General features: G+C 70.6%; 16 protein-coding genes. 9 read left to right on the plus strand and 7 right to left on the minus strand.

Features of this window, described 5'->3' with window-relative positions; translation table 11 throughout:
* The first annotated feature begins 90 nt into the window (after window positions 1–90).
* Window positions 91–1,137, plus strand: coding sequence for a beta-eliminating lyase-related protein (locus tag IFT88_RS13850; protein WP_192121246.1), 1,047 nt, complete (start codon window positions 91–93; stop codon window positions 1,135–1,137).
* 12 nt (window positions 1,138–1,149) lie between these two features.
* On the opposite strand, the gene IFT88_RS13855 is transcribed toward IFT88_RS13850, so the two are convergent.
* Window positions 1,150–1,773 carry a phosphoribosylanthranilate isomerase gene (locus IFT88_RS13855; protein ID WP_192121248.1) on the minus strand — a complete coding sequence of 208 codons (624 nt, stop codon included), beginning with the start codon at window positions 1,771–1,773 and terminating at the stop codon, window positions 1,150–1,152.
* An 18-nt stretch (window positions 1,774–1,791) separates the two neighbouring features.
* Window positions 1,792–3,984 (minus strand): ATP-dependent Clp protease ATP-binding subunit, encoded by a 2,193-nt coding sequence (locus IFT88_RS13860; protein WP_192121250.1) that lies wholly within the window; start codon window positions 3,982–3,984, stop codon window positions 1,792–1,794.
* A gap of 176 nt (window positions 3,985–4,160) precedes the next feature.
* Between IFT88_RS13860 and IFT88_RS13865 the strand changes: the two genes are divergently transcribed.
* From IFT88_RS13865 to IFT88_RS13890, 6 genes are all read left to right on the plus strand, one after another.
* On the plus strand, window positions 4,161–6,812 hold the full coding sequence (locus tag IFT88_RS13865; protein WP_192121252.1) for an Ig-like domain-containing protein: 2,652 nt from the start codon (window positions 4,161–4,163) through the stop codon (window positions 6,810–6,812).
* Between the two features lie 128 nt (window positions 6,813–6,940).
* Window positions 6,941–7,384 carry a DUF3060 domain-containing protein gene (locus IFT88_RS13870; RefSeq protein ID WP_043597770.1) on the plus strand — a complete coding sequence of 148 codons (444 nt, stop codon included), beginning with the start codon at window positions 6,941–6,943 and terminating at the stop codon, window positions 7,382–7,384.
* Between the two features lie 281 nt (window positions 7,385–7,665).
* Window positions 7,666–9,414 (plus strand): polysaccharide biosynthesis protein, encoded by a 1,749-nt coding sequence (locus IFT88_RS13875; RefSeq protein ID WP_192121254.1) that lies wholly within the window; start codon window positions 7,666–7,668, stop codon window positions 9,412–9,414.
* A gap of 139 nt (window positions 9,415–9,553) precedes the next feature.
* Window positions 9,554–12,322 carry a hypothetical protein gene (locus IFT88_RS13880; protein WP_192121256.1) on the plus strand — a complete coding sequence of 923 codons (2,769 nt, stop codon included), beginning with the start codon at window positions 9,554–9,556 and terminating at the stop codon, window positions 12,320–12,322.
* Complete coding sequence (locus tag IFT88_RS13885; protein WP_192121258.1) at window positions 12,319–12,789, plus strand: DUF3060 domain-containing protein; 471 nt, start codon at window positions 12,319–12,321, stop codon at window positions 12,787–12,789. The genes IFT88_RS13880 and IFT88_RS13885 overlap by 4 nt, the downstream gene beginning before the upstream one ends.
* A 66-nt stretch (window positions 12,790–12,855) precedes the next feature.
* Complete coding sequence (locus IFT88_RS13890) at window positions 12,856–13,308, plus strand: pilus assembly protein CpaE (protein WP_192121260.1); 453 nt, start codon at window positions 12,856–12,858, stop codon at window positions 13,306–13,308.
* Window positions 13,309–13,328: 20 nt separating this feature from the next.
* Here the strand turns inward: IFT88_RS13890 and IFT88_RS13895 are convergent, their stop codons facing one another.
* From IFT88_RS13895 to dnaK, 5 genes are all read right to left on the minus strand, one after another.
* On the minus strand, window positions 13,329–14,450 hold the full coding sequence (locus tag IFT88_RS13895; protein ID WP_192121262.1) for a methyltransferase: 1,122 nt from the start codon (window positions 14,448–14,450) through the stop codon (window positions 13,329–13,331).
* Between the two features lie 61 nt (window positions 14,451–14,511).
* A complete protein-coding gene (locus IFT88_RS13900) occupies window positions 14,512–14,919 on the minus strand; it encodes a heat shock protein transcriptional repressor HspR (protein ID WP_043597756.1) in 408 nt (135 codons plus the stop codon).
* A 92-nt stretch (window positions 14,920–15,011) separates the two neighbouring features.
* Window positions 15,012–16,007, minus strand: a complete 996-nt coding sequence (locus tag IFT88_RS13905; protein ID WP_056229837.1) for a DnaJ C-terminal domain-containing protein — start codon at window positions 16,005–16,007, stop codon at window positions 15,012–15,014.
* A 157-nt stretch (window positions 16,008–16,164) separates the two neighbouring features.
* Window positions 16,165–16,824, minus strand: a complete 660-nt coding sequence (locus IFT88_RS13910; protein WP_249409054.1) for a nucleotide exchange factor GrpE — start codon at window positions 16,822–16,824, stop codon at window positions 16,165–16,167.
* 11 nt (window positions 16,825–16,835) lie between these two features.
* Window positions 16,836–18,716, minus strand: a complete 1,881-nt coding sequence (gene dnaK, locus IFT88_RS13915) for a molecular chaperone DnaK (RefSeq protein WP_192121264.1) — start codon at window positions 18,714–18,716, stop codon at window positions 16,836–16,838.
* Between the two features lie 214 nt (window positions 18,717–18,930).
* Here dnaK and IFT88_RS13920 point away from each other — a divergent pair, with 214 nt between their 5' ends.
* Both IFT88_RS13920 and IFT88_RS13925 read left to right on the plus strand, forming a co-directional pair.
* Window positions 18,931–20,313: an MFS transporter gene (locus IFT88_RS13920; RefSeq protein ID WP_192121266.1), complete on the plus strand. Its 1,383-nt coding sequence runs from the start codon at window positions 18,931–18,933 to the stop codon at window positions 20,311–20,313.
* 93 nt (window positions 20,314–20,406) lie between these two features.
* Entirely contained in the window at window positions 20,407–23,085 is a 2,679-nt protein-coding gene (locus IFT88_RS13925) for a hypothetical protein (protein WP_192121268.1), read from the plus strand.
* Window positions 23,086–23,137: the final 52 nt, after the last annotated feature.

A 23,137-nucleotide genomic window follows, 5' to 3' on the forward strand; every position in this document is an offset into this window, starting at 1 on the left:
GCTCGCCCGAACGGTGCCCGCGGCGCGACCCACGCCTCCTCGGCCCGTCGTCGACCTCCGCGGCGGTCGGCGGTCGGGCAGAATCGACGGGTGACGCGCCTCCACGATCCCTCGGTCCACACGTTCGCCAGCGACAACTACGCCGGGGCCCACCCCGAGGTGCTGCAGGCGATCGTCGACGCTGCCGGCGGCCACGTCGGCTCGTACGGCGCCGACCCCTACACGCAGCGCCTCTCCGAGGTCGTCGTCGAGACCTTCGGCGAGGGGGCGGCCATCGATCCCGTCCTGACCGGTACGGGTGCGAACGTCGCCGCGTTGCAGGCCCTGACGCCGCGCTGGGCCGCCGTGATCTGCGCGACGACCGCCCACGTCTACACCGACGAGGGCGGGGCGCCCGAGCGCCTCGGCGGCATCAAGCTGCTGACGGTACCGACCCCCGACGGCAAGCTCACGCCCGAACTGATCGACCGGCAGGCCTACGGCTGGGGCGACCAGCAGCGTCCTCAGCCCCTCGCGGTGACGATCACGCAGAGCACCGAGCTCGGCACGGTCTACTCACCCGACGAGATCCGGGCCGTGACCGACCACGCGCACTCGCTCGGCATGCGCGTCCACCTCGACGGCGCCCGCCTCGCCAATGCCGCGGCATCGCTCGGCGTCCCGCTCCGCGCGATCACGCGCGACGCCGGCGTCGATTCGGTCTCGTTCGGCGGCACGAAGAACGGCCTCGTGTTGGGCGAGTCGGTCGTGACCTTCTCCGAGGAGGCGCGGGCCGGCCTGGTCTACCTGCGCAAGATGGACGCGCAGTTGGCCTCGAAGATGCGCTTCGTCTCGGCGCAGTTCCTGGCGATGCTCGACGGCGACCTCTGGCTGCGGTCGGCGACCCGGGCCAACGCGATGGCCGCTCGCCTCGCCGAGGGGCTCGCAGCACTGCCGGGCGTCACCGTCACACAGACCGTCGACGCCAACGCCGTGTTCGTCGTGCTGCCCCGCGAGGCCGTGGAGCCCCTGCGGGCCGCGCACCACTTCTACGACTGGAACCGGGCGACGGGAGAGGTGCGACTGATGTGCTCGTTCGACACCACCGAGGCCCACGTCGACCGGTTCGTCGAGGACGCCCGAGCACTGATCGGCTGAGGCCCGGGTCGCTCAGCCCCGGGCGGCGTCCACGAACGCACGGATCAGGTCGACGCTCTTCACGCCACGACTCGACTCCACGCCCGAGCTGACGTCGACGCCCACCGCGCCGATCGGCCGCAGCCCCGCCAGCAGACCGGCCACGGTGTCGGGCGTGAGCCCGCCCGCGAGCAGCCACTCACGGGTCGGTGGGGTGACCTGCAGCGGGGCGGCGTCGAAGACGGCGCCGGCGCCGGGGTCGATCGCGTCGAGCAGCAGGGCGTCCTCGCGGAACGCGACCCGCGCCTCCTCGGGTTCGGCCGCGTAAACGGCGGCGCTGACGGCGCGGATCACGCGGAAGCCCTCAGCGTGGACGGCGGCGACGTCGGCCGGGGTCTCGTCGCCGTGCAGCTGGACGGTCGACACCGAGGAGGCGCGGGCGAGGTCGAGCACCGTGCCGATGCCCTGGCCACGGAAGACGCCGACCGTCTCGACGCCCTCCGGTACGCGCGCCGCCAACTCGCGGGCACTCTCGGGGTCGATCGTGCGCGGACTGCCTGCCGCGAACACGAACCCCACGGCATCGGCCCCGGCCTCGACGGCCGCGTCGACCGTCTCGGGCGTGGACAGGCCGCAGATCTTCACCCAGGTGCGCATGGTTCCAGTCTGCCGGGATCAGGCGGGCAGGTCGTCCAGGTCGTCGGGCGTGGGCTCGCCGACGTCGTACCGGGCGACACTCAGACCCTCACCTCCGTCCGCCACGTCCACCCGCACCGTGTCGCCGTCGGCGATCTCGCCTCCGAGCAGCGCCATGGCGAGCTTGTCGTCGATCTGCCGCTGCATCAAGCGGCGCAGGGGACGGGCACCGTAGATCGGGTCGTAGCCGCGCTCGGCGAGCCAGGCCCGCGCGTCGGGGGTGACGGCGAGCGAGAGGCGGCGATCGGTGAGCCGCCGGCCGAGGCGGTCGACGCAGAGCGAGACGATCTGGCCGAGGTCGTCGGTGCTGAGGGTCGAGAACACGACGATGTCGTCGAGTCGGTTGACGAACTCGGGCTTGAAGGCCTGACGCACGAGGCCCTGCACGAGTTCTTCCTTCTCGGGGTCGCTGAGGCCGGGATCGGTGATCACCTGCGAGCCGAGGTTCGACGTGAGCACGAGGATCGTGTTGCGGAAGTCGACGGTGCGACCCTGCCCGTCGGTCAGCCGACCGTCGTCGAGCACCTGCAGCAGGACGTCGAACACCTCGGGGTGGGCCTTCTCGACCTCGTCCATCAGCACGACGCTGTACGGGCGGCGGCGGACGGCCTCGGTCAGCTGGCCGCCGGCTTCGTAGCCCACGTACCCGGGAGGCGCGCCCACGAGCCGGGACACGCTGTGCTTCTCGCCGTACTCGCTCATGTCGATGCGGACGAGCGCCTTCTCGTCGTCGAAGAGGAAGTCGGCGAGGGCCTTGGCGAGCTCGGTCTTGCCCACCCCGGTCGGGCCGAGGAAGAGGAACGAGCCGGTCGGGCGGTCGGGGTCGCTGATGCCCGCGCGAGTGCGCCGGACCGCCTCGCTGACGGCCTGGACGGCCGCCTTCTGACCGATGAGGCGCCTCCCGAGTTCGCTCTCGAGGTGCAGCAGCTTCTCGGTCTCGCCGCTGAGCAGGCGTCCGACGGGGATTCCGGTCCAGGCGGCGACGACCTCGGCGATGTCGGCGTCGGTCACCGAGTCGCTGACCAGCCGGTCGCCGGACTTCTCGAACGACTCGGCGTCGGCGAGGCGCTTCTCGATGTCGGGGATGCGTTCGTAGCTGATGCGGGCGGCGTCTTCGTAACGGCCTTCGCGCAGGGCGCGGTCGGCGTCGATGCGGGCGTCGTTGAGGTCGCTGCGCAACGTGCCGACGCCCTGCAGGGCGGCCTTCTCGGCTTGCCACCGGGCGTTCAGGTCGTCGTAGGCGGCCTGCTGCTGGGCGATGGTCTCGCGCAGGGCGGCGAGACGCGCCTGCGAGGCGTCGTCCGTCTCCTTCTTGAGGGCGAGCTCCTCGATCTGGAGGCGCACCAGCCCCCGGTAGAGCTGGTCCAGTTCGACGGGCGACGAGTCGATCTCCATCTTGAGGCGGGAGCCCGCCTCGTCGACGAGGTCGATCGCCTTGTCGGGCAGCTGACGGCTGGGGATGTAGCGGTTCGACAAGGAGGCGGCGGCCACCAGGGCCCCGTCGGTGATCGTGACCCCGTGGTGCGCCTCGTACCGTTCTTTGAGCCCGCGGAGGATGGCCACCGTGTCTTCGACGCTGGGCTCGCCGACGTAGACCTGCTGGAAGCGGCGCTCGAGGGCCGCGTCCTTCTCGATGTATTGCCGGTACTCGTCGAGGGTGGTGGCGCCGATGAGGCGCAGCTCGCCACGGGCGAGCATCGGCTTCAACATGTTCGAAGCGGCGACCGAGCCCTCGCCCCCGCCGGCACCCATCAGGGTGTGCAGCTCGTCGATGAAGGTGATCACCTGGCCGTCGCTCTTGGTGATCTCTCTCAGCACGTCTTTCAGACGCTCCTCGAACTCGCCGCGGTACTTGGCGCCGGCGACGAGGGCGGCGAGGTCGAGGCTGATCAGGCGTTTGTCTTTCAGGCTGTCGGCGACGTCACCCTCGACGATGCGCTGGGCGAGACCCTCGACGACGGCGGTCTTGCCGACGCCCGGTTCGCCGATCAGGACGGGGTTGTTCTTGGTGCGGCGGGTGAGCACCTGGCTGATGCGACGGATCTCGGCGTCGCGGCCGATGACGGGGTCGAGCTTGCCGCGGCGGGCGATGGCGGTGAGGTCGACGCCGTACTTCTCGAGGGCCGTCTTCTGCTTCTCGGTGGAGGCCGGAGCGCCCTGCATGTTCGCCATGGATGTGCCTTTCTCGAAACTTGAGTGGTGCTGGCTCAAGTTTACGCCGACACGCCCGGATCGCAAGCCCTTGCGGTCGTCATGTTGTGCATGCCTTGTTTTGTGTCTAACATTTCACTATCTGTTCGCCTGGCGGCACATCGCGCTGCCCAGACATGAAAGAACACCTCTCTCACATGAAGAAAACTCTCAAGCGCACCGGCGCGATCGGGCTGGCCGCAGCCACGATCGTGACCGGCCTCAGCTTCGGTCCTGCGGCCGTCGCCTCAGCCCCTTCCACCACCAGCTCACCCGTCGACGGATCTCAGGTGCAGTTCGTCGGGCAAGGCGCCGACGGGACGATCTACGGTCAGTCATCGCCGACCGCTTGGAATACCCGCACCTATCAGACCCTCGCTGATGCACGATCCAATTCGATGGTCTTCACGACCACCAGGGTCGGGGACTACTTCTACGCGAGGGCCGTGGATGGCGGCGTCAACGGCTGCCTCCTCTACAATGCCAGCGCGCCCACGCCCCTCGTCGCCCTGGGCGGAAGGTGCGGTTCCGACGCGACTCTGTTCTCGATCGACGGCAACTCCCGTGTCGTGAACAAAGTCACGGGCACGCCGATGAGCACCCCGGTTCGATTCGGTAGTTACTCGTTCTTCGGCCTGTCGAACTCGTCTCCGCTCTCATTCGAGGGGATCGACGCGAAGTCGTATGCCTCGTCGTACAACGCGGCTGACGACACTGTGACGTTGGAGATCACCGGAGGCGAGAACAACGAGGACGTGTTCGTCGAGGACATGGCCGGGGGCAACGGCACGACCGGTCGAACGAACGACGACGGCGACGCGACGATCGCCCTGTCCTCCTTGCTCAGCGCTGGCGAGACCGTCCGTCTGAAGTTCGGCGAGTCGGGCACGTGGGAGACCATCTCCACGGGGCGGCTGCCCGCCATCAGCGACCTGCAGGTCGTGCGCGGCGACGACGGCGAGGTCACGGTCAGCGGCAAGGCGTCCGGCGCGGCCGGCGCCAATGTCTACGTGGGTCCCGACCGCCTCTCGCCCAACGCGGTCCAGATCGAGAAGGCGGCCGCGGACAACACGTTCTCGTTCGTGCTGAACGACGCCGCCGCGGCTCTGAGCACCGGCTACATCTACAGCTACATCCAGGGCGTCCGGACCGAGATCGCCATCAACGGCTTCTCCGGCAAGGTCGACTCGGTCGACATCCCCAACCGGACGGCCGCCATCTCCGGCACCGCCGTCCCCGGGTCGTTCGTCCTCATCGACACCGCCGTCCCGGAACAGGTGCAGGCCGGCACCGACGGACGCTGGTCGCACACGGTGACCGACCTCACGCTGGGGTCGAACCCGATCTCGCTCTCGCAGTACGAGAATGGTGAGAAGACGGGCGAGACCACCCTCGACGTCGTCCTCGACGTGACGCCCGTCCGCGGTGCCGTCTCGTTCCCGACCGATCTGGAGCAGGACGCCGTGCTGTCCGGCACCGCCCACCCCGGCTCCACCGTCGTGATCCGCGACGTCGACGGCGACGAGATCGCCCGCACCGAGGCGCGCCTCGGCTCGGGTGCCTGGTCGACCCCGATCGGCGCCCCCGACGCCGGCGGCGACTACGACGTCCGCGTCCACCAAGAGATCGACGGCGAGGCCAACGGTGAGATCGTCGTCACCGTCGCCTACGGCGCCGGCGTCGCGATCACCGCTCCGGTCGAAGGCGTGGCCCACGACGGCGGCCCGGTCACCCTGCGCGGCACCGGTGAGGTCGGCGCCCAGGTCACCGTCCGCGAACAGGGCCGCAGCACCGTCCTGGGCAGCGCCCAGGTGCTCGCCAACGGTCAGTGGACCATCCGCACCACCGACGTCGACGACCGCAAGCACGTCCTCGAGGCCAGCCAGACCGGCAAGGGCAACAACACCACCGCTTCCACGGTCACGCTGAACCCCGAGAACGACTCTGCCGCACCGGCAGACCTCACGCTCACCAGCCACGAGGACGGCGACACCTTCGCCCAGCCCGGCGCCACCACGCTGAGCGGAAAAGCGACGCCGAAGGCCACGGTCACGGCCTACTGGTTCGGCAAGGACTACCCCCAGTACGCGACGACCACGGCCGCCAACGACCAGGGTGACTACTCGATCTCGCGCAACATGGGCGGAACCCAGCCCTACAACATCACCCTCACCCAGACGGCTCAGGCCGGAAAGGTCAACGAGGTCACCGTGCGCCTGGTGCCCGCCGGAGTCGGCCCTGTCGACCTCACCGTCGGCAGCCACCAGGACGGCGACGCCTTCGCCCCCACCGGTCAGACCACGATCAGCGGCAAGGCGTCCTCCAACGCCACCGTCACGTTCTACTGGTTCGGCAAGGACTACCCCCAGTACGCCACGACCACCGTCGCGAACGCACAGGGCGACTACTCGATCTCGCGTGGCCTCGGCGGGACGAAGCCCTACGACATCGTGATCACCCAGCCCGCCCAGGCCGGCAAGATCAGCGAAGTCACCCTGCGCCTCGTGCCGGAAGCGACCGGCCCTGCCGACCTCACCGTCAGCAGCCACCAGGACGGCGACGCCTTCGCCCCCACGGGCCTGACCACGATCCGCGGCAAGGCGTCCTCCAACGCCACCGTCACGTTCTACTGGTTCGGCAAGGACTACCCCCAGTACGCCACGACCACCGTCGCGAACGCACAGGGCGACTACACCATGGCCCGCGGCCTCGGCGGCACCAAGGCCTACGACATCGTGATCAGCCAGCCGGAACAGGACGGCAAGGTCAGCGAGATGACCCTGCGGCTCGTCCCCACCCCCACCCCGTAACACCGCACCCACCCCACGAGGGCCCGGCACCTCCACGGCTGCCGGGCCCTCGCCTTCTCGACCCCACCGCACCGCCGCCACCGACCGTTCCGGCGCGCACCACACCACGACCAAGGAGATCCTCCGCAATGGCACGACCCACCCGCCGACTGCTCGCCACCGCCCTCTCGGTCACCGCTCTGAGCCTGAGCCTCGCCGCCTGCACCACTGACGGCGGCCCCGAGCCGACCCCCACCCCGACCGCCGTCACCGACCAGGCACAGCAGGCCGAGGCCCAGGCCGAGGCGCACCTCGGCGAGTGCGTCGACGGCTTCGCCCAGATCCAGGCCACCGGCGAGCCCGTCACGTTCGGTGACTGCGAAACGGTCTCGATCCTCGGCAACGCCACGGACGTCACACTGGGCGCCGTGACCACGCTGTCGATCGAAGGCAACGACAACACCCTCACCACCGAGGGAGTGACCAGCTTGTTGTTCGCCGGCACCGGCAACACCCTCACCCACACCGGTGGAGCCCCCGCCGTCGACGACCTCAGCGACGCCCCCGAGAGCAACACGGTCACCGCGCGCTGATCCGCCTCCCCCGACCGAAGCCCGACGACCCGGAAGGGCGTCGGGCTTCGTGCTGTGCCGTGACGGCCGAGGAACAGTCCCTCGTCCGCATCGCTCCGTCAGCACGTGGCATTGCTCATCCATAAGTAAAATGTTAGATTGGATCGAGTCACCGAACGGTGACATCCCGACTTCCTCGCGAGGTGACCATGCCCGTGGCTTCCCCACCCACCGCCCCTGCCCGCCGCGGCTCTCCGGCCGAGCCGGCCCGCGCCTCCAGGTCGTACCCACGCCCTCTCGCGATGACCGTCGACGCCCTCGCGTGGTCGGCGGCGATCACCTCGACCGCCCTGCTGGTCGGACTCGTCGAGCCCGAGACCGGCACCGGGGTCGCCTCGGCGGTCCTGTTCACGGTCGTGGCCCAGCTCGTCGCCGGACTCGCGATCGGCCTCTACCGTCGCCGCTGGCTCCCCGGCAGCCTGGCCGAAGCCCACGGCCTGGTCGCCTCCGCCCTGATCGTCGGCGTCGCGGCATCCGTGGTGCCGCTCGTGCCTCCGGGGCCGGCCATCCCGACATCCGCCTGGCCCCCCTCGCTGCCCCTCGTGGCGTTCCCCGTTGCCGCCCTGATCATGGCCGGCACCCGCACGCTCGTCCGAGGGCGCGTCGAACGCGCCCTGCGACCCCGGCCCGATGCGGCTCCGACGCTCGTCTTCGGCACCGGCGTGCTCGGCGAGCACCTCGTGCGCCAGCTGCTCACCGACCCGACCAGCCCCTTGCGACCCGTCGAGCTGCTGGACGACGATCCGACTCGCCGGGGGCTGCGCATCGCCGGCATCACCATCGCCGGCGGCCGCGACGAACTCGCCGATGCGGCCCGGCGAACCGGCGCCGAGACCCTCGTCCTCGCCGTCGCCCGGGCCGACGCGGCACTGGTGCGCGACCTGACCGAACGCGCGTCGGCGATCGGCCTCCGCATCCTGACCGTGCCACCGCTCGACGACCTGTTGACCGGCGGGTCGAGCACCAGCGACCTGCGCGACGTCTCGGTCGAGGACATCGTCGGACGACGCCCCGTCGACACCGACGTCGAGTCGATCGCCGACTACGTGCGAGGTCGCCGGGTGCTCGTCACCGGTGCCGGCGGCTCGATCGGCAGCGAGCTCTGTCGCCAGTTGTCTCGCTTCGCCCCTGCCGAGCTGATGATGCTCGACCGGGACGAGACCGCCCTGCAATCGGTCCAGGTCACGCTCAGCGGCCACGGCCTGCTCGACACCCGTGACGTCGTCCTCGCCGACATCCGCGATGCCACCGCCCTGACGACCATCTTCCGCGCACGACGCCCCGAGGTGGTCTTCCACGCGGCCGCCCTCAAGCACCTGCCCATGCTCGAGCAGTACCCGGCCGAAGCCTGGCAGACCAACGTGATGGGCACGCTCAACGTGCTCGAGGCAGCGGCAGCCGTCGACGTCGAGACCTTCGTCAACATCTCGACCGACAAGGCCGCCAACCCCACCAGCGTGCTCGGCCGCTCGAAGCGCCTCGCCGAGCGGCTCACGGCAGGCGCGGCCGAGAAGAGCGGGCAACGCTACCTGTCGGTCCGGTTCGGCAACGTCCTCGGCAGCCGGGGCAGCATGGTGCCGCTCTTCCGCGACCTCATCGCCACGGGCCGCCCCCTGACCGTCACCCACCCCGACGCCACCCGGTTCTTCATGACCATCCCCGAGGCCTGTCACCTCGTCATCCAGGCCGGAGCCATCGGAGGGCCCGGCGAAGCACTCATCCTCGACATGGGTGAACCCGTCAAGATCCTCGACGTGGCCGAGCGCATGATCGCCCTGTCGGGTCGCGACGTCGACGTGGTCTTCACCGGGCTCCGACCCGGCGAGAAACTCCACGAAGAACTCAACGGCGTCGGCGAGGACGACGTCCGCCCCGTCCACCCCTTGATCTCGCACGCGACAGTCCCCCCGCTGGACGCGTCGGACCTCGACGTCGACGCCGTCCTCACCGACCCCCCACCGGAGGCGTTCCGCCCCGTCGCCACGACCTGAGCCGGGCACCGCCCGCGCCGGACAGCGCGATTGGGCTGTCCACAGGCGCGAGCATTCCCGTTGTGTCATATCTCTTTCTACGTCTAGCATTTCGGTACCGATGCGTCGGTCTCCCTGCCACGACCAGAAAGACGACTCCATGCACATCACGTTCACGCGCACAGGCGCCCTGGGGCTCGCGGTCGCCACCGCCGTCGCCTCACTGATCCTGGGCTCGCCCGCGGCGACAGCGGCACCGGCTCCCCCCTCTGCCGACGAACCGTCGGCCCAGGCGCCCCTCACCCCCCTCCCTCGATCGACCGGCAGCGCCACCCTCGTCTTCGAAGGCGGGCCGGGGGCGTACTTCACCCCTGAGTTCAGCTACGACCAGGGCGTCGTCACGGGGTACTCGACGCACCCGACGGCCGAGGCCGCCGAGGGGGCAGCCCTCCGCCTCGACGTCCTGCCGTCCCCGGGCGGGTGGTTCCAGTTGCGCGACCCCGCGTCGCGACGCTGCGCATCCTCCGTCGCCGCCGTCGAGCACGCCGCCCTCGAAGTCGTCTACCAGAAGCTCTGCGACGACGACGACGCCCGCCGCTTCCGCGTCGTCGGCGACCGACTCGAGAGCGCGGCCCACCCGGGCCTCACCGTCACGGGGCCCACGACCTTCGTCGAGGCCAGCGGCCTCTACACCTGGAACGTCCTCGGCTTCGGCGCCGAGGGCGGACTGAGGGTCGTCGGCGACGTCGACGACCTCCGGGCGTTCTCCGTCGACGTCGACTCGGTCGACATCCCGAACCGTTCGGCGGTCGTCTCGGGCCAGGCCGCACCCGAGTCCTACGTCGTCGTCGAAGGCCTGCCCGGCACCCCCGTGGGGCCCGAGTTCCGGGCCGGGGCAGACGGGACGTGGTCGGGACCCCTGACCGGGCTCGCCCTGGGCTCGAACCCGCTCACCTTCACCCAGTACGAGAACCAGGTCCCAACCGCCGAGACCAGTCTCGACGTCGAGCTCGCCGTGCGCCCGTTGATCACCCGGGTCACCTTCCCCGCAGATCACGGCGATCGGGCCGTCCTGTCGGGCACCGCACACCCCGGCGCCGTCGTCGTCGTCCGGGACTCCGACGAATCCGAACTCGCACGGGTTCCCGCGTCGTCGGGCGCAGGCATCTGGTCCACGCCCGTCTCCGCCCCCGACGCCGGTGGCGACCACGACGTGTCCGTCCGACAAGAGATCGACGGTGAGGTCGCCGGCCACGTCACGACGACCGTGTCCTACGGCGCCGCGGTGGCCGTCACGACCCCGGTCGACGACGCCGCCCACGGCGGCGGTCGGGTCGAGATGACCGGCACGGGCGAGCCCGGGGCCGGCATCCGGGTCCGCGAAGAGGGGCGCCAGACGGTCCTCGGCAGCGCGACGGTCTTGCAGAACGGTCGCTGGAGCCTGCGGACGACCGTGGACGTCGACTCGACGAGGCACGTCCTCGAGGCGACGCAGAGCGGGCGTGGCCGCAACACGACCGTCGCGACCGTCACCCTCAATCCCGAAGGGACACCCGAACCCCCGGTGATCACCGCACCCACGATCGAGAGCCCGGCCGACGGAACGACGGTCACCACGCCCCGCCCGACGATCTCCGGTCACGGCCACGACGGGGCCACGATCTCCGTCGAGACGGCTCCCGGCCAGGTCATCGGCACCGGCACCGTCGAGGGCGGCACCTGGACCGTCCGGCCCACGCGCGACCTCGCCACCGGCCCGAACACCCTCACGGTCGTCCAGACGACGGGCGACGACGTCCAGAGCGTCAGCATCGCGGTGACCCGCGTCGCCGCCGACCTACCGCTCCGCGTCACCAGCCACGTGGACGGCCAGCTCTACGACGTGGGCACGACGACCTTCCGAGGCACGGCCCCCGTGGGGTCGACCGTCGTGGCCAAGAACCAGTGGAACACCCTCATGGGATCAGCCGACGCCACCGACGGCACGTGGGCGTTCGACCGCAACCTCGGGCCCACCTCGACGGGCTACGAGCTCACCTTCACCGCGACGATGCCCGGCGGGACGCCGCAGGTCACCAGCCTGCGACTCGTCTACGGCGGCAGCCTCGCGTTCCAGGTGACGAGCCCGGCGCACAACAGCACCTACACCGAGGGCGTGACCACCTTCGTCGGTCGTGCCGCCCCGAACACGACCGTCGTCGCCCGCAACCAGTGGAACACCCTCATGGGCACTGCCGTCAGTGGACTCGACGGGTCCTGGTCGTTCGACCGCTACCTCGGGCCCACGGCCGCCGGCTACGACATCAGCTTCGTCGCCACCCGGGGGTCCGACGTCCGCCGATCGATCCTGCACCTCGACCACCGGTCGTCCACGGTGCCGGTCCGCATCACCAGTCACGTCGACGGCGAGATGTTCCGGCCGGGCCCGAACACGTTGAGCGGCGTCGGCACACCGCGCGCCCGGGTGTCCGCCGTGGCGACGGTCGCCGGCAGCCGGGTCGAGCTGGGTGACACCGAGGTGACGACCGAGGGCCGATGGTCCCTGCCGACCCGGTCGTGGTCGGCGACGGGAGACCACGTCGTGACCGTGACCCAGACCAACCCGGACGAGACGACCTCGGAGGCGACCATCACGGTGACGGCGCCGGTCTTCGCCCCCCTGACCCTCAGCACCCCCGAGGTCGGCGACACCTACGAGAACCTCGTTCCCGTCCGTTTCGAGGGCACCGCCACTCCCTTCGCGACGGTCACGGTCCGGTCCGGCGTCAGCGACACCGTCTACCGCACCGTCGAGGCCGACCGTGCGGGTCGCTGGCGGTTCGACCGGGCGTGGGGGCCCGATCACGACTACGTGCTCGTGATCGAGCAGCAGGCCATGAACGGACAGGGCGACCGGTTGCCCGACCTGACCTGGGCTCCCTCACGATGACGTCGACGAAGGGGGACGCCCGGTCGTGGCGTCCGACGCGAAGGAGCCACGCGGGGGTCGCCGGTCTCTGCGGTCTCGCCCTGGTCGCCGGACTGACCGGGTGCACCTCGAACGGGTCTCCCGACGACCGGGGTGACCGCCCCCACGAGACGACCGGCGAGACGACGCCCGAGCCGTTCGTGACCGGCGTGTGCGTCGACGGGACCGCGGCGGTCGTCGTCGAAGCCGGGGCCCCCGAGACCGTCTTCACCGACGCGTGCGACACGGTGAGCGTGATCGGCACGGGCGGGACGGTCTCGCTCGGCACCGTTCGACACCTCGTCGTCGAGGGGACGAAGCTGGCCGTCGTCATCGACTCCGTCGAGCTGGTGGACTTCGCAGGCGACGACAACACGGTGAGTCACGCCGGCGCCGCGCCCGTCGTCAACGAGAACGGCACCACGGGCAGCGTCGTCACGAGCCGGTGAGCGGGTTCGGCCCGTCCCGATCGGTGCGGGCTGCCGGCTGTCAGTCGGCGGGCGCATCATGGTCCGATGTTGAGCATCGACCTCGCCCGCCGACTCCGGCGATCCGGATTGCGTTGGCGTCCCCGCCCCGGCGACCGCTTCGTCATCGACGGGGACGCGTTCGGCGACGAGGTGTTCATCTTGAGCGACATGACCATCGAGGCCCACGAACACCCGACCGGAACGGTCCTGGGCTTCAACGGCACGACCGAATGGGCACTCGACTCGGTCGCCGCGGACGACAGCCTGTGGTTGCCTCGAGAGGACCAGCTACGCGACCTGCTCGGACGCGCCTTCCGGTCCCTCTCGCGAGTGCCCGCGCTGGGCGAGGGACTCGACGGCGAGACGGTCGCCTACGACGTCCGAACGCGTCGCCCCGGTGCCGAGAACGACGAGTCACACCTCTCGGGCGACCCCGAGGACGCCTACGCCCTCTCCCTGCTGTCGTTCATCGACGCCTCGCTCACACCAGACGACTGACCTCTTCCCCGCCGACAGCCTCAACGCCGGGTCGACACCGTCACGGTGAACTTCGCCGTACGGGACACCTGGCGGGTCGGACCGACGACGCGCTCGAGGACGGGCCGGTACGCGAGGGCGCTGTTCCACACGCACCACAACTCGCCGCCGGGGCGGAGCAGCCGCGCTGCTGCGTCGAAGAGCTTGTGGGCGATGCCCGGGTGAACGGTCGCCCCGACGTGGAACGGCGGATTGAGCAGCACCAGGTCGGCGGAGCCCGGGGGCAGCGAGCCTCCCGCGTCGTCGCGCCGCGCCTCCATGCGTTCGCCGAGACCGTTCGCGGCGATGGTGGCGGTCGCCGAGTCGACCGCGGCCCGGGACTGGTCGGTGGCGACGACCGTCGAGGCCGGGTGCGCGCGGGCGTAGCTCACACCGAGGACGCCCGTGCCGCAGCCGAGGTCGACGACGTGACGGGCCCCGGGCGGGGCCGCCTCGAGTGCTGCCAGGAGCACCCGTGTTCCGATGTCGATCGTGGTACCCGCGAAGGCGGCACCGTGGGCCACGATCACGAGATCGCCGTGACGTCCGGACCGGGGCCAGCCCGACACCCCCGAGGGTCGGGGCCCCGCCACGGTGAGCACCCGCGACTTCTGGCGCGCCAATCCCGCCTGCACCTCGCCGAAGTGCCGACGCAGCACCTCGTTCATGGCCGTCGTCATGTGCTTGACGCGTCCCCCGGCGAAGACCTGCACCCCGGGGTGGGCGTGAGCGGCGATCAGCTCGGCGATCTCGTCGAGGGCGTCGAGGCCGCGCGGCAGTTGCACGAGGACCACGCGAGCGCCCGAGACGAGGTCGGGCTCGAGGCCGTGCGACGTCCAGCGAGCCCGCGGGGACACCGCCCGGGCGTTGGCCTCGAGGGCGCGCTCTCCGGACAGGGCGTCCTGGTGGACACGGACCTCCGCGCCGTCGGCGTGCGCTGCCACGACGTCGGCGACGCCGAGGGTCAGGGCGCCGTAGCGGTCGCCGATGACGGTGACGTGTCTCGGGTGGGCGACCAGCGCCTCCTGCGCGGTGTCGAGCAGCAGTCGATCGGTCGCGTCGTGCGCGACGAGCTCGGGCGCCTCGACGTCGGGCCACCGGCGGAGCTGCGCGAAGTCGATCACGCCACCACGGTATCGGTCGGGCCGGGGAGGCGCGGGCCGCCGCCCGTCCGCCCCTGCGGCCTCAGCGCAGCGGCCGCCACACGACCACCGAGGTCTGCCGCGACGGGCGGGTGCCGTGCCGCAGCGGCACGACCCCGCTCTCACCCGCGGCGAAGACACGGGCCCCGGGCCGGTTGACCATCTCGTCGGCCAGGGCCCGCTCGAGTTCGCGGACGCGCGATTGGAGCGCCGTCACCTGGTTCTCGAGCTCGAGGATGCGTTTGATCCCCTCGAGCGAGATGCCCTCGCCGCCGAGTCGTGCGATCTCGCGGAGCTGCACGACGTCGCGCATCGAGTAACGGCGCGACTTGCCCGCCGTGCGCTGCGGAACGACGAGTCCGAGCCGGTCGTACTGGCGGAGCGTCTGCGCGTGCAGGCCCGAGAGTTCGGCGGCCGTCGCAATGGCGAAGAGGGGCGAGTGCTCGTCCATCGGCCACTGGGTGGGGTCCGGTCGGTCCATCTCGTCTCCTGTCTCGTCGCTCGGGACCTGCCGCCGAGGAGGCGCGGGTCGGGTCGGTCTCGTCAGGCCCGCGCGCGGGCGATCAGGTCGTCGCGCGGGTTCTCGGCCGGCAGCGCGGCCGCCAGGGCCTCGACGGCCTCGCGTGCCCTGTCGTTGAGATGGGCGGGCACCGCGACCTGGACGGTGGCGAGCAGGTCGCCGACGCCGTCCTTGGCGTGCACGCCACGGCCCTTGACCCGCAGCACGCGGCCCGACGGCGTGCCCGGCGCGACGCGCAGTCGCACGGGGTCACCGCCCAGGGTGGGCACCTCGATGGTCGCACCGAGGGTCGCCTCGGCGAACGTGACGGGCACGTCGAGCCGCAGGTTCTTGCCGTCGAGCTCGAACACGGGGTGCTTGCGGACGGCGACGGTCAGCACCATGTCGCCGGCCTCACCGCCGTCGGGGCTCTGTTCACCCCGGCCGCGCAGCTTGATCTTCTGCCCGTCGTGGACGCCGGCCGGGATGCGGACCTTCATCGGCTTGCCGTTCGACGCCTGCAGCGTGATGGTCTCGCCGACGATCGCGGTCTGGAAGTCGAGGGTCGTCGTGGCCGTCATGTCGCGGCCCTTCTGTGGTCCGCCGAAGCCGCGGTAGCCGCCGCTCGTCTGGCCGAAGCCGCCGCCGCCGAACATGCCGCCGAAGATGTCGTCGAAGCCACCGCCGCCGCCCTGACGGAACTGCGTGCGCTGCCCGCCCTGGTTGAACATGCCGCCGAAGACGTCCTCGAAGCCGCCACCCGCGCCTCCGGGGCCACCGCTGCCGGCCGCGAACCGGGCACCGCCGCCCATGGCCCGGACCTGGTCGTACTCGCGACGCTGCTCGGGGTCGGAGAGCACCGAGTGCGCCTCGCTGATCTCTTTGAACTTCGCCTCGCTGGCGGCGTCACCCGGGTTGGAGTCGGGGTGGTACTTGCGCGCGAGCTTGCGGTAGACCTTCTTCAGCTCGGCGGGCGTGACGTCTTTGGAGACACCGAGGACGGCGTAGAAGTCCTTGTCGAACCAGTCCTGACTCGCCATGCGGCACCTCCTTCCTTGACTGGAGGTCGCTGCCTGGCAGCGACCGGAAGAGAACGGGGGAGGCGGTGGGCACCTCGTCGAGGAGCCCACCGCCGGTCGCGACTCGCGTCGCCGGGGGTGGTGAAGGGCGGCGCGGGGGCCGACCGTCACCGGGGTGCTACTGGGGGGTGTGCACCGCGACCTTGGCGGCGCGGATGACGCGGTCGCCGATCGTGTAGCCCGGCTCGATCACGTCGGCCACGGTGTTGACCGTGACGTCGGCGCTCGGCAGCTGGACCAGCGCGTCGTGCTTGCTGGGGTCGAACACGTCACCCTTGGCACCGATCTGCGTGAGGCCGAACTTGTCGAGCCCCCCGCGGATCTTCTGCGCGATGACGGTCATCGGGCCCTCGGCCAGGTCGCCGTGCTGCTCGGCACGGGCCAGGTCGTCGAGCGCCGGCAGCAACGACCGGATGACCTCGGCGACCACGGCCTCACGGTTGGCCTCACGGTCACGCTCGACGCGCCTCCGGAAGTTCACCAACTCGGCCTGAGCACGCAGCATGTCCTGTCGCATGTCGGCGACCAGGTCGGCACTGGCCGCGTCGAGGATGGCCTCGTCGTCGGCGCTCAGCGTCTCGGTGCCCTCGGGCGCCTCGGCCATCGACTCGGCCGCGGCCTTGGCCCCGGCCGGGGCCGCGGCGTCGGCCGGGACCTCGACGTCGGGAGCCTCGGCGTCGACGAGCTCGTCTGGTTCGACGACGTCGGCCGTGCCACCGTCTTCGGACGGGGTCGCGGGACGCGGCTCGTCGTCGGGCGTCTTGTTGTCGTCAGTCATGCCGACCGCCTCTACTTCTTGTCGTTGTCGTCGTCGTCCACGACCTCGGCGTCGACGATGTCCTCGTCGTCGCCCTGGGCCTGGCCGTCGGCGGGAGCACCTTCGGGGCCGGCCGTACCGGCAGCACCGGCCTGGTCGGCCTGGCTCTGCGAGTAGATCGCCTGGCCGAGCTTCTGCTGGCTCTCGTTGAGCTTGTCGAAGGCGGGCTTGATCGCGGACTCGTCGTCGCCGGCGAGGGCGGACTTCAGCGAGTCGACGTCGGCCTGCACCTCGGACTTGACGTCCGCGGGCAGCTTCTCGTCGTTCTCCTTGATCAGCTTCTCGATCGAGTAGACGAGCTGCTCGGCCGAGTTGCGGGTCTCGTTGGCCTCACGACGCGCCTTGTCTTCGGCGGCGTTCTCCTCGGCCTCGCGGACCATGCGCTCGATGTCGTCCTTCGACAGCGACGAGCCGCCCGAGATGACCATCGACTGCTCCTTGCCGGTGCCCTTGTCCTTCGCGGACACGTGCACGATGCCGTTGGCGTCGATGTCGAAGGTGACCTCGATCTGCGGGACGCCGCGGGGGGCCGGGGCGATGCCGGTCAGCTCGAAGGTGCCGAGGTTCTTGTTGTCGCGGGTGAACTCGCGCTCGCCCTGGAAGACCTGGATCGCGACGGACGGCTGGTTGTCGTCGGCCGTGGTGAAGGTCTCGCTGCGCTTGGTCGGGATGGCCGTGTTGCGCTCGATGAGCTTGGTCATCGCGCCACCCTTGGTCTCGATGCCGAGGCTGAGCGGGGTGACGTCGATGAGCAGCACGTCCTTGCGCTCGCCCTTCAGCACGCCGGCCTGCAGGGCGGCGCCCACGGCGACGACCTCGTCGGGGTTGACGCCCTTGTTGGGCTCCTGACCACCGGTGAGCTGCTTGACGACCTCGGTCACGGCGGGCATGCGGGTCGAGCCACCGACGAGCACGACGTGGGCGATGTCGCCCACCTTCACGCCCGCCTCTTTGATGACGTCGTTGAACGGCTTCTTGGTGCGGTCGAGCAGGTCGCTCGTCCACTGCTCGAACTGCGAGCGCGAGATGGTCTCGTCGAGGTTGAGCGGGCCGTCGGCCGTCAGCGTGAGGTACGGCAGCTGGATGCTGGTCGAGGTGCTCGACGACAGCTCTTTCTTGGCCTGCTCGGCGGCCTCTTTGAGGCGCTGCTTGGCGATCTTGTCGGTCGAGAGGTCGACGCCGTGGGCGTCCTTGAACTTCTTGATGAGGTGCTCGACGATGCGGTTGTCCCAGTCGTCGCCACCGAGGCGGTTGTCACCCGAGGTGCTGCGCACCTGGATGGTCGAGAAGTCTTCGTCCTTGCCCACTTCGAGCAGCGAGACGTCGAACGTTCCGCCACCGAGGTCGAAGACCAGGATGAGCTCGTCTTCCTTGCCCTTGTCGAGGCCGTAGGCGAGGGCGGCCGCGGTCGGCTCGTTGATGATGCGCAGGACGTTCAGGCCCGCGATCTCGCCGGCCTCTTTCGTGGCCTGGCGCTCGGAGTCGTTGAAGTAAGCCGGGACGGTGACGACCGCGTCGGTCACCTCTTCGCCCAGGTACTGCTCGGCGTCGCGCTTCAGCTTGCCGAGGATGCGAGCGCTGATCTCTTGCGGGGTGTACTTCTTGTCGTCGATCTCGACCTTCCAGTCGGTGCCGACGTGACGCTTGACCGACGCGATGGTGCGGTCGACGTTGGTGACGGCCTGGCGCTTGGCGGTCTCGCCGACCAGCACCTCGCCGTCCTTGGTGAAGGCGACGACCGAGGGGGTCGTGCGCAGACCCTCGGCGTTCGCGATGACGGTGGGCTCGCCACCCTCGAGGACGCTGACGACCGAGTTGGTGGTGCCGAGGTCGATTCCTACTGCACGTGCCATGTGCTTTTCTCCTTCGTGGTGCGGTGTGACGAAAGCCTTGGGGGCCGGCCTTGAGTCGGCCTGGCTCAACTTTACTCACGCTGCGGCCGACGTCAAGCTGCGAACCTGAAAGTTGAGCCAGAAAGACTCAAGTCTCGAACGGGGGTCGTCGCGACCGCCCCGGACGATGAGGCGCGGCCCCCGTCGGCCACGGACGCCCATTAGGTTGACCCCCATGACCGCAGCGCAGACGCTCGCCGACAGCACCCCGATCCCGCGCCGCCGCGTGATCTCGTGGGCCCTCTGGGACTGGGGCTCGGCCGCCTTCAACGCGGTGGTGACCTCGTTCGTCTTCAGCACCTACCTGGCGAGCGGCGCCTTCGTCGACCCGGCGATCGTCGCGGCAGCCGGAGACGACACCCGCAACCCGGCGCTGGTGCTGGCCAAGGCCGAGAACGCGACGGTCATCTCGACGGCCCTGACGATCGCCGGCGTGCTGATCGCCCTGCTGGCGCCCGTGCTCGGCCAGCGCAGCGACGGTTCGGGCCGTCGCAAGCTCTGGCTCGCGGTCAACACCGGCCTGGTCGTGCTCGCGATGGCCGCGATGGTCTTCGTCGCCCCCGTGCCCGACCTCCTCGTCTTCGGCGCCGCCCTGCTGGCCGTCGGCAACCTCTTCTTCGAGTTCGCGAGCGTCAACTACAACGCGATGCTCGTGCAGGTCTCGACGCCCAGGACGATCGGCAAGGTGTCGGGCTTCGGCTGGGGCCTCGGCTACGTCGGCGGCATCGTCCTCCTGGTCTTGCTGCTGGTCGCCTTCCTCCAGAGCTTCGGAACCGAAGGACGCGGCGGCCTGTTCGGCGTCGCCACGGGAACGGCAGGAGGCGCGTGGGACGTCCGCCTCTCGATCGTCGTCGCCGCGGCGTGGTTCGCGATCTTCGCGGTGCCGGTCCTGCTGTCGGTGCCCGAGCTGCCCGCCACCGCCGCGCGGGCCCGGGTGGGATTGTGGCGTTCGTACCGCCTCCTGGGGTCGACGATCGCCAAGCTGTGGCGCACGAACCGCCAGGTGCTGCTGTTCTTGCTGGCCAGCGCCGTGTTCCGTGACGGCCTCGCGGCCGTCTTCACCTTCGGGGCGATCATCGCGGCGCAGGTGTTCGGGTTCTCGCCGAGCATGGTCATCTACTTCGCCGTCGGCGCCAACCTCGTCGCGGGGATCGGCACCTTCGTCGGCGGGTGGCTCGACGACCGTCTGGGCGCCAAGACGATCATCGTCGGGTCGCTGGTGGGGCTCGTGATCGCCGCCTTCGCGGTGCTCGCCATCGGGACGGCGACGAACCTGTTCTGGGTGTTCGGCCTGGCGCTGGCCCTCTTCGTCGGGCCGATCCAGTCCGCGAGCCGGTCGTTCCTGGCGCGGGTGACGCCGCCCGGGCGCGAGGGCGAGATCTTCGGGTTGTACGCGACGACCGGGCGAGCCGTGAGCTTCCTCGCGCCGGGGCTCTTCACGCTGTTCGTGTCGGCGACGGGCGACACCCGGTTCGGCATCGTCGGCATCGCGCTCGTGCTGCTGGCCGGACTCGTGTTGATGCTGCCGGTCAAGGGAGTGCAGCGCTCGATCGACTGAGCCGTGCTCGGAGTCGCTTCTCGGGCGTGTGGAATGTAGAGTATCGGTTGGCCGCCCCGATCGGTCTTCCCTTTCCCCCATCCGGAAGAAGACATGAGCACGATCAGATCAGGCCTCACCGCCGTCGGCCTCGCGGCCCTCGCCGTGGGCACCCTCGCCCCCGCCGCAGCCCACGCGGCCCCCGCCATCACCGACCAGGCCCCGGCCGAGGCGCCGTCCGCGTCGCCCACGGCCCCGTCCGCACCCCGCATCGCGTTCGTCGAACCGAGCGAGGGCGACAAGCTGTCCGTCGCCGGCATGGCGCCGGGCGCCCGACTCGCGGGGGTCATCGTCGAGGGAGGGGGCAGCTACAGCGCCGCCGTCTGGAACGATCGCTTCGCCACGCTCGTCGACGTCGCCGACCGGGGCAAGAAGGCCACACTCGTCTCGTACACCCCACAGGGGAAGGTCGAGGTCGAGTTCGTCCTCGAGACCCAGTACGCCGAGGGCGAGAACGAGGCACCCGGCACGCCCGTCATCCACGCCGTCAGCCAGTACGACGACGGCCACTTCGTGATCGAGGGGACCGTGGCGCACCAGCCCGACCTGTTCTCGAAGACCGAGGTGTGGGCCAACCGTTCCGGCATGTCGTGGGACTTCCCGTCCGAGAACGGATCGTTCTCGCTGACCGTGCCCGCCTCGCGCGCCGGCGAGGTCATCGAGGTGACGGCCTACTACCGTGGCCACGGGAGCGAGACAGCTCAGGTCGAGCTCGTCCCCACCGAACGCAACACCGCCTCGGACGTCCACCCGCTCGAGGTCGCATCGCCCACCGCGGGCGACGTGCTGGCGGCCCCCGAGGCGACGTTCGCCGGGTCCGGCATCCCGAACTCGCAGATCGTCGTGACGCGCGACGAGAAGACGAACCGCGCCTCCTCGACGCTCTGCGAGACCCGCGTCACGTCGCTGGGCGACTGGAGCTGCACGTCGCCCGCGCTGCCCGCCGGTTCGTACCGGACCGCTGTGACCGAGACTCCCACGTGGGCCTCGGCTCCGAAGCAGGAGACGAGCGCGACGTTCACGGTCGCCCCCACGGAAGACGTCGACCCGACGACGCCTGCCCGCCCGCTCCTCTCGTCCGTGCACCGCAGCTCGACGGGCGACATCGTCGTCCGGGTCATCGTGAACCGGGCCCACCAGGCCGAGATCCGGGTCGGCGAGCACCGCGAGCAGGTGTCTGGCCTCCACGGGCGCTTCTCGTTCGTCCTCGACGGCTCGCTGGAGGGCCAGACCGCGACCGTCACCGGCATCGGGTCCCCCGACCGGGGCCGCTCCCTCGACATCCCGCTGACCCCGGCCGAGCTCCCCGCACCCTCGCCCCTCGCCGCACCGCTGGCGCACTCCGTCGGCGTCAACAGCGACGGCACCATGAGCATCCTCGGGACCACGAGCTACTTCGCGAACGAGTTCGACGTGCCCGGCGTCATCGCCCAGTTCGACGGCAGATACATCGGCGGCACGGGCGTCACGTGGAACGGCGCCTACGCGATCACCGTCGACCCCGAGTACGCCGGCGAAGAGATCGACCTGATCACCGTCCGCGGGACCGACATGTCCGAGAAGACCCCCATCGTCCTGGAGGCGACCGACGAGAACACCGCGCCCGAGACGTTCCCGCTCGACGTCGTCTCGCCCGCCGAGGGCGAGACCATCGACGTCGACACGGACGTGTTCACGGGCGAGGGCATCCCCGGCTCGATCGTCACCCTGAGCACCGACGTCGGGGGCACGGACGAGCCCGCAGCGACGCTCGGTGACGCCGACGTCCTGGCCGACGGCACGTGGACTCTCGAGCTGGATGCCACGGCATCCTTGACCCCGGGTGAGCACACGATGACCGTCGTCGAGACGCCCTACTGGGACTCGCTGAAGCCCCTGACCTCGACCCGGACCTTCACCGCATCCGAGAACGTCGAACCGGCCCCCGAGACCCGGGACCTCACCATCGAGGGCGACGGCACCGTCTCGCCCACCGGGTTGACCACCCTCACCGGCACCGGTCACCCCGGCGCGACCGTGACCCTCCACCCCTTCGGTGAAGGCCGCGGCGGCGAAGTCCGCACCGAGGTCCGCGCCGACGGCACCTGGAACATCGCCCGCGGCTTCGGACCGTCGAAGTACAACGCGGCAGTGTTCGTCCAGACCGGCGCCCCCGGCGCCGACCAGACCGTGGCCCACCCGCTCGACGGGACCCGCACCTCCTCGCTGATCATCGACGGAGACGGCACCGTCTCGCCCACCGGACGCACCACCCTCACGGGCGCCGGTCACCCCGGCGCGACCGTGACCCTCCACCCCTTCGGTGAAGGCCGCGGCGGCGAAGTCCGCACCGAGGTCCGCGCCGACGGCACCTGGAACATCGCCCGCGGCTTCGGACCGTCGAAGTACAACGCGGCGGTGTTCGTCCAGACCGGCGGACCGGGCGCCGACCAGAGCGTCCCCTTCCCGCTCGACGGCACCCGCACCCCGTCACTGATCATCGACGGAGACGGCACCGTCTCGCCCACCGGACGCACCACCCTCACCGGCACCGGCGACGCCGGCGCGACCGTGACCTTGCACCCCTTCGGCCAAGGCCGCGGCGGCGAGGTCAGCACCGAGGTCCGCGCCGACGGCAGCTGGAGCATCAGCCGCGGCTTCGGACCCACCACCTACACCGCCGCCGTGTTCGTCCAGACCGGCGGACCGGGCGCCGACCAGAGCATCCCCTTCCCGCTCGACGGCACCCGCTGAGACAGACCCACACCGACCGACGGGCCCCGAGACACCTCGGGGCCCGTCGCCG

The organism is Frigoribacterium sp. CFBP 8751 (genome assembly GCF_014841545.1).
Lineage (GTDB): Bacteria > Actinomycetota > Actinomycetes > Actinomycetales > Microbacteriaceae > Frigoribacterium.